The organism is Arthrobacter sp. GCM10027362 (assembly GCF_042679445.1).
Classification (GTDB): Bacteria; Actinomycetota; Actinomycetes; order Actinomycetales; family Micrococcaceae; genus Crystallibacter.
Genome location: NZ_JBHTML010000220.1, coordinates 1 through 5920 on the forward strand (window position 1 = coordinate 1; position 5920 = coordinate 5920).

Genomic DNA, 5920 nt, shown 5'->3' on the forward strand with positions numbered 1-5920 from the left:
GCGGCGCCGTCGTCGTCCCCGCGCCGCGGACACCGCCGCGCAGGCGCGCCCGCCAGCAACGCTCGCCGCGCCCGCTAACATCCCGGAACCCGTCCGCGGAGCATGGCTCCCGGGCGGGTTCCATCATGTCCGGGGCAGGGTCGGGGAAACCCCTGATGGCACGGCGCCGGCAGACAGGCCAGAATGTCGGGTATGAAGACGATCCTAAACGTCATTTGGCTCCTGTTCGGCGGCATCTGGCTGGCGCTGGGCTATTTCCTGGCGGGAGTGGTCTGCTGCCTGCTGGTTGTCACCATTCCCTTCGGCATCGCCTCGTTCCGGATTGCCGGCTACGCGCTGTGGCCCTTCGGCCGGACCGTGGTGGACCGCGGCGGACGCACCTACCTGATGTCCACGCTGGGCAATATCATGTGGCTGCTGGTGGCCGGGATCTGGATCGCCATCGGCCATGTCCTGACGGCCATCGCGCAGGCCGTGACGATCATCGGCATCCCGCTGGCCATCGCGAACCTGAAGATGATTCCGATCTCACTGGCCCCGCTGGGCAAGGAGATCGTGCCCACGGACAGTGCGTACGCGGTGTACGGCCGCCAGTACGGGCCGCGGCTGCCGCGCTGAGGCCCGGCACCGGGCGGCCGGCGGCGGTCATTCGACCTGGAACCGGCGGGAATCGCCCAGCCCGTGGCCGCGCCGTGCCGAGGGGGCGATCGTGAAGCGGCGCCCGGTGATCTCCCCGGGCACAATCCGCACGAAGTTGTTCTTCTCGCCGGCCTGCCAGGGAAAGAGCGGGAGCAGCGTCGAGGCGAGGACGTCCTCGATGCTGGCCAGCCGCTCGGTCCTGCCCTTGAGCACCACGCTCCAGGCCCGGCCGCTGGAGGGGTCGAAGCCGTCCACCTCGAAGGCCACCGGGGCGCCGGACAGCGCGCCCTCGAGCTTGGTTCCCGGTGCGGTGCGGAAGACCACGGTGCCGTGGTCCACCACGTAGTTGATGGGAAACAGTTCCGGATGGTCCCCGATAATCACCGCCAGCCGGCCGAACTCGGCTTCGCGGAAGATCTCCCAGCACTGGCTGGCGGACAGGTTCTCGATATGCTGGGGGACTTCGTTCGGGTCCATAGGGCCAGTGTATTGGGGCCCCCTGCACGTCGGTAGGGACGGCGGCAGGCCGCCGCGCCCGGGCTGTTCCTGTGCGAAAATTTCGCCGCCGTCAAGGTGCATTGTGCCCAGGATTGTGCTGGAATAACCCTCATAGCTCACCAGCTATGAAGTCGCCGGGTCAGGTTGCCGCTATCTGCTGGGTACCGGTGGTACTATCTGGCCCCCGATCCAGGAGGCTGTCCGCATGCCGGAACTATCACCCGAGCTCTCAGGGGAATGGCGGTTCGATCCGAGCCATACGCGCATCGGCTTTTCCACCCGCCATGCGATGGTCACCAAGGTGCGCGGGGCCTTCAACGATATCGAGGGAGTTGCCTACGTCGACGTCGACAATCCCGCGAATTCGAAGGTGAGCGTGAAAATCAATGTTGCCAGCATCGACACGCGCAGCCGCCAGCGCGACGAGCACCTGCGGACCAATGACTTCTTCGACGCGTCCCACCACCCGTACATCACCTTCGAAAGCACCCGCATCGACCAGGTGGGGGACAACAGCTTCATCGTCAACGGCAACCTGACCATCCGCGGCGTCACCCGGGAGCTGGGTATTCCGATCGAGTTCATGGGCGTGGAACGGGATCCGTCGGGGCAGCTGCGTGCCGGCTTCGAGGGGTCACGGCGGATCGACCGCCAGCAGTTCGGGGTCAAGTGGAACACTGCGCTGGATTCAGGCGGCCTGCTGGTCTCGGACAAGATCACCCTGGAGTTCGAGGTGTCTGCGGTCAAGGTCGAAAAAAGCTGACCCGGCCCGGTCCGGCTACAGCTGCCGGTCCCAGTTGAGCACGTAGCCGTCCGCGTAGCCCCCGGCGTCGTCGGCGCCCTGGTGCGGGTCGAGCGCGAATCCCAGCCGCAGGACCAGGCGGACGGCGGCCTGGTCCTGCGGGCGCACCCGGGCCAGGATCGGCGGCAGCTCGAAATATTCATTCGCCTGGGCGACGACGGCGGCCGCGGCCTCGCGCCCGTACCCCTGGCCCCGCATGCGGTGCTCGAGCAGGCAGTGCAGCTGCAGGACGGGCCGGCCGTCCCAGAGGATACGGGTGACGCCGGCGAAACCGACAGTCCGGTCCTTGCCGCGCAGGCGCACGGTGTAGCACCCGGCCTCGTGCTGTTGCCAGTGCCGGTCCCAGCGCTGGAAGAGCCCTTCGGCTTCCTCCCGCCAGCTCAGCGCGAGCGGCGATCCGGCCGGCGTGCTCCGCCGGTCGGAGAGGATCCGGAGCATGTCCTCCAGGTTCTCGGGCCCGGGCCGCAGCAGGGTCAGCCGCTTAGTGCGCAGGATGGTGTCCATGCGCGCCCGCCGTCCGGATTTCCGCCCGTCCCATGGCACCAGCCTAGAGGCGGATCCCGGCCTTCCGGCGCGGCGGCGGCGGTGCCACCATGGGTAAAGAAGTGCCCTCGGGCAGCTGTGGAAAACTTTACTTTCAAACTTGAGTCAACTACACTCATGTTAGTTGCTTTGAATCCTGTAAGGCGCCGGCTTGAAGGGAGCTTGCATTGGACGCCAAATTCACCACCAAAAGCCAGGAGGCGCTCTCCGCCGCGGCCATGAACGCCTCGACGGCGGGCAATCCCCAGATCGAACCCGCCCACCTGCTCAAGGCCCTGATGGACCAGCGCGAAAGCGTGGCCGTGGTCCTGCTCAAGGCCGCCGGGGCGGATCCGGATGCGGTCAGCGTGCAGGCCAGTTCGGCCATCAAGGCGCTGCCGTCGTCGTCGGGTTCCACGGTGGCGCAGGCCCAGGGCTCCCGCGGCTTCCTGAAGGTGCTCTCCGCGGCCCAGGAGGAAGCGGAAAAGCTGGGGGACTCTTTTGTGTCCACCGAGCACCTGCTGCTGGGCCTGTCCGCGGACAGCGGCCGCGTGGGCGGCATCCTGCGGGACGCCGGCGCCTCGCGTGAGGCGCTGCAGGCGGCCCTGCCCGGGGTGCGCGGGGACCGCAAGGTCACCACTGCGGACCCGGAGAACACCTTTCAGGCCCTGGAGAAGTTCGGCACGGACCTGACCGAGATCGCGCGCGCGGGCAAGCTGGACCCGGTGATCGGCCGCGACGCCGAGATCCGCCGGGTGATCCAGGTGCTCTCGCGCCGGACCAAGAACAACCCGGTCCTGATCGGCGAGCCCGGTGTGGGCAAGACCGCCGTCGTCGAGGGGCTGGCCCAGCGCATTGTGGCCGGGGACGTGCCCGAATCCCTGCGCGGCAAGCGCCTGATCAACCTGGACCTGGGGTCCATGGTCGCCGGCGCCAAGTACCGCGGCGAGTTCGAGGAGCGGCTCAAGGCGGTCCTGGAGGAGATCAGGAACTCCGACGGCCAGATCGTCACCTTCATTGACGAGCTGCACACGGTGGTCGGGGCCGGGGCCGCCGAAGGCTCCATGGACGCGGGCAACATGCTCAAGCCGATGCTGGCCCGCGGCGAGCTGCGCATGATCGGTGCCACCACGCTGGACGAGTACCGCGAGAATATCGAGAAGGATCCGGCCCTGGAACGCCGCTTCCAGCAGGTCTTCATCGGCGAGCCGAGCGTGGAGGACACCATCGGCATCCTGCGCGGCCTGAAGGAGCGCTACGAGGCCCACCACAAGGTATCCATCGCCGACTCCGCCCTGGTGGCCGCCGCCACGCTGTCCAACCGGTACATCTCCGGCCGCCAGCTGCCGGACAAGGCCATCGACCTGGTGGACGAGGCCGCCTCCCGGCTGCGGATGGAAATCGATTCCGCCCCGGAGGAAATCGACCAGCTGCGCCGTGCGGTGGACCGGCTGACCATGGAGGAGCTCGCGCTCGAGCGGGAGACGGACGAGGCCTCGCGCGAACGCCTCGAGGCCCTGCGGGCGGACCTGGCGGACAAGAAGGAGCAGCTGGCCGCGCTCAACGCCCGCTGGGAGGCCGAGAAGGCCGGCCTGAACCGGGTGGGCGAGCTCCGGGCCAGGCTGGACGAGCTGCGCAGCCTGGCGGACAAGGCCCAGCGCGACGGAGACCTGGCCGAGGCCTCGCGGATCCTTTACGGAGAGATTCCCTCCCTGCAGAAGGAGCTCGATGCGGCGCAGGCGGCCGAGACGCAGGACAAGCAGGACCTGATGGTGGCCGAGGAGGTGACCGCCGAAGACATCGCCGAGGTGATCTCGGCATGGACCGGCATCCCGGCCGGGCGCATGCTGCAGGGCGAATCCCAGAAGCTGCTGCACATGGAGGAAGCGATCGGGACCCGGCTCATCGGCCAGCGGAAGGCCGTCGCCGCGGTCTCGGACGCGGTCCGGCGTGCCCGGGCCGGCATCAGCGACCCGAACCGGCCCACCGGCTCCTTCCTCTTCCTGGGCCCCACCGGCGTGGGCAAGACCGAGCTGGCCAAGGCGCTCGCTGACTTCCTTTTCGACGACGAACGCTCCATGGTGCGCATCGACATGAGCGAGTACTCCGAGAAGCACTCGGTCGCCCGCCTGGTCGGTGCCCCTCCGGGCTATGTCGGCTACGAGGAGGGCGGCCAGCTGACCGAAGCGGTGCGCCGGCGCCCCTATTCGGTGATCCTGCTGGACGAGATCGAGAAAGCCCACCCCGAGGTCTTCGACATCCTGCTCCAGGTGCTCGACGACGGCCGGCTGACCGACGGCCAGGGCCGCACCGTGGACTTCCGCAACGTGATCCTCGTGCTCACATCCAACCTCGGCAGCCACTTCCTGGTGGACCAGACGCTCTCGGACCAGCAGAAGCGGGACGCGGTGATGTCCGTGGTCAATTCCAGCTTCAAGCCCGAGTTCCTGAACCGGCTGGACGACATCATCATGTTCGATCCGCTGAGCCTGGAGGACCTGGCCCGCATCGTGGACCTGCAGGTGCAGTCCCTGGCCGCCCGCCTGGGCGAGCGCCGGCTGACCCTCGAGGTCACCGACGCGGCGCGGGAATGGCTGGCGCTGACCGGCTACGACCCTGCCTACGGCGCCCGCCCGCTGCGCCGGCTGGTGCAGCGGGAGATCGGGGACCGGCTGGCCCGCGGCCTGCTTGCCGGGGAAATTTCCGACGGCGACACCGTGCTGGTGGACCGCGAGGCCGGCACGCTGGAGCAGCCGGCCGAGGGGCTGGTGGTCCGCGCCAAGTAGCGGCGCCAGGCGGCACCGCGGGACCCGGCCGCCCGGACGGGTCCCGCGGCGTTCGCCGGCGGTGGCTGCCGGTCAGTCCCCGATCAGGGACCCGGTCAGCTTGTTCCCGCCGTCCAGGATGACAAAGCAGTCGATCCGCCGGTCCCCCTCCCGCCACGTGCCCTCCGAGGGCAGGCCGTAGGAGGTGCGCACGGTGCTGTGCTTTTCCGCGGTCTTGTTCAACTTGATGGCGGTGCACACCTGCTCCGCCTTCACGTTCAGGGCTTCCTTGCCCGGAAAGGTGTCCGAGGGCCGGTAGGAAAAGGTGCCGATGATCTGGGCGGCGTGCGGAGTGCTGCAGGTGACCACCGTGGCGTTGAGGGTCACGGCCTGGAAATCGGTGAAACAGTCGCCTGCCTTGAAGTCGAAGGGCGAGACGTCTTTGGCAATGACGCCGTCCGGGCCGGCGCTGGGTTCGGCGGAGCCGGAATCCGCGGATCCGGGGGAGGGCGTGCCCCCGCCCACGCCGAGGGCGATGCCGGTGGCGATGCCCAGGGCCGCCAGTACCGGGATGGCGACGGCCAGCGGGCGTTTCCAGCCGGCAGGCTTTGCTGCGGCTGCCTTCCGGGCCGGCAGTGCGGCGGCGGCCGGAGCCGGCCGGTCATACCAGCCGGGTTCGGCCGTTCCGCCTGCG

The 5920-nt window shown here is 68.8% G+C and carries 6 protein-coding genes; 3 read left to right on the forward strand and 3 right to left on the reverse strand.

All coding sequences use genetic code 11. The annotated features are described in order from the left end of the window. The first annotated feature begins 192 nt into the window (after window positions 1–192). Complete coding sequence (locus tag ACFQ36_RS20070; protein WP_377016870.1) at window positions 193–618, forward strand: YccF domain-containing protein; 426 nt, start codon at window positions 193–195, stop codon at window positions 616–618. Window positions 619–645: 27 nt separating this feature from the next. Here ACFQ36_RS20070 and ACFQ36_RS20075 read toward each other — a convergent pair whose 3' ends face one another. Then, window positions 646–1116 (reverse strand): pyridoxamine 5'-phosphate oxidase family protein, encoded by a 471-nt coding sequence (locus ACFQ36_RS20075; protein WP_377016872.1) that lies wholly within the window; start codon window positions 1114–1116, stop codon window positions 646–648. A 226-nt stretch (window positions 1117–1342) separates the two neighbouring features. Between ACFQ36_RS20075 and ACFQ36_RS20080 the strand changes: the two genes are divergently transcribed. Next, complete coding sequence (locus ACFQ36_RS20080) at window positions 1343–1900, forward strand: YceI family protein (protein ID WP_377016874.1); 558 nt, start codon at window positions 1343–1345, stop codon at window positions 1898–1900. A 15-nt stretch (window positions 1901–1915) separates the two neighbouring features. Here the strand turns inward: ACFQ36_RS20080 and ACFQ36_RS20085 are convergent, their stop codons facing one another. Continuing rightward, on the reverse strand, window positions 1916–2443 hold the full coding sequence (locus ACFQ36_RS20085) for a GNAT family N-acetyltransferase (protein ID WP_377016876.1): 528 nt from the start codon (window positions 2441–2443) through the stop codon (window positions 1916–1918). Between the two features lie 206 nt (window positions 2444–2649). On the opposite strand from ACFQ36_RS20085, the gene clpB reads away from it, so the two are divergent. Further along, window positions 2650–5247 carry an ATP-dependent chaperone ClpB gene (gene clpB / locus ACFQ36_RS20090; RefSeq protein WP_377016878.1) on the forward strand — a complete coding sequence of 866 codons (2598 nt, stop codon included), beginning with the start codon at window positions 2650–2652 and terminating at the stop codon, window positions 5245–5247. 72 nt (window positions 5248–5319) lie between these two features. On the opposite strand, the gene ACFQ36_RS20095 is transcribed toward clpB, so the two are convergent. Next, the coding region (locus tag ACFQ36_RS20095; RefSeq protein WP_377016880.1) for a septum formation family protein at window positions 5320–5920 on the reverse strand (601 nt) is incomplete at its 5' end.

Bases quoted from the DNA above. Each gene is read 5' to 3' on its own strand.
- ACFQ36_RS20070 (WP_377016870.1), top strand. From the start codon at position 193: ATGAAGACGATCCTAAACGTCATTTGGCTCCTGTTCGGCGGCATCTGG.
- ACFQ36_RS20075 (WP_377016872.1), bottom strand. From the start codon at position 1,116: ATGGACCCGAACGAAGTCCCCCAGCATATCGAGAACCTGTCCGCCAGC.
- ACFQ36_RS20080 (WP_377016874.1), top strand. From the start codon at position 1,343: ATGCCGGAACTATCACCCGAGCTCTCAGGGGAATGGCGGTTCGATCCG.
- ACFQ36_RS20085 (WP_377016876.1), bottom strand. From the start codon at position 2,443: ATGGACACCATCCTGCGCACTAAGCGGCTGACCCTGCTGCGGCCCGGG.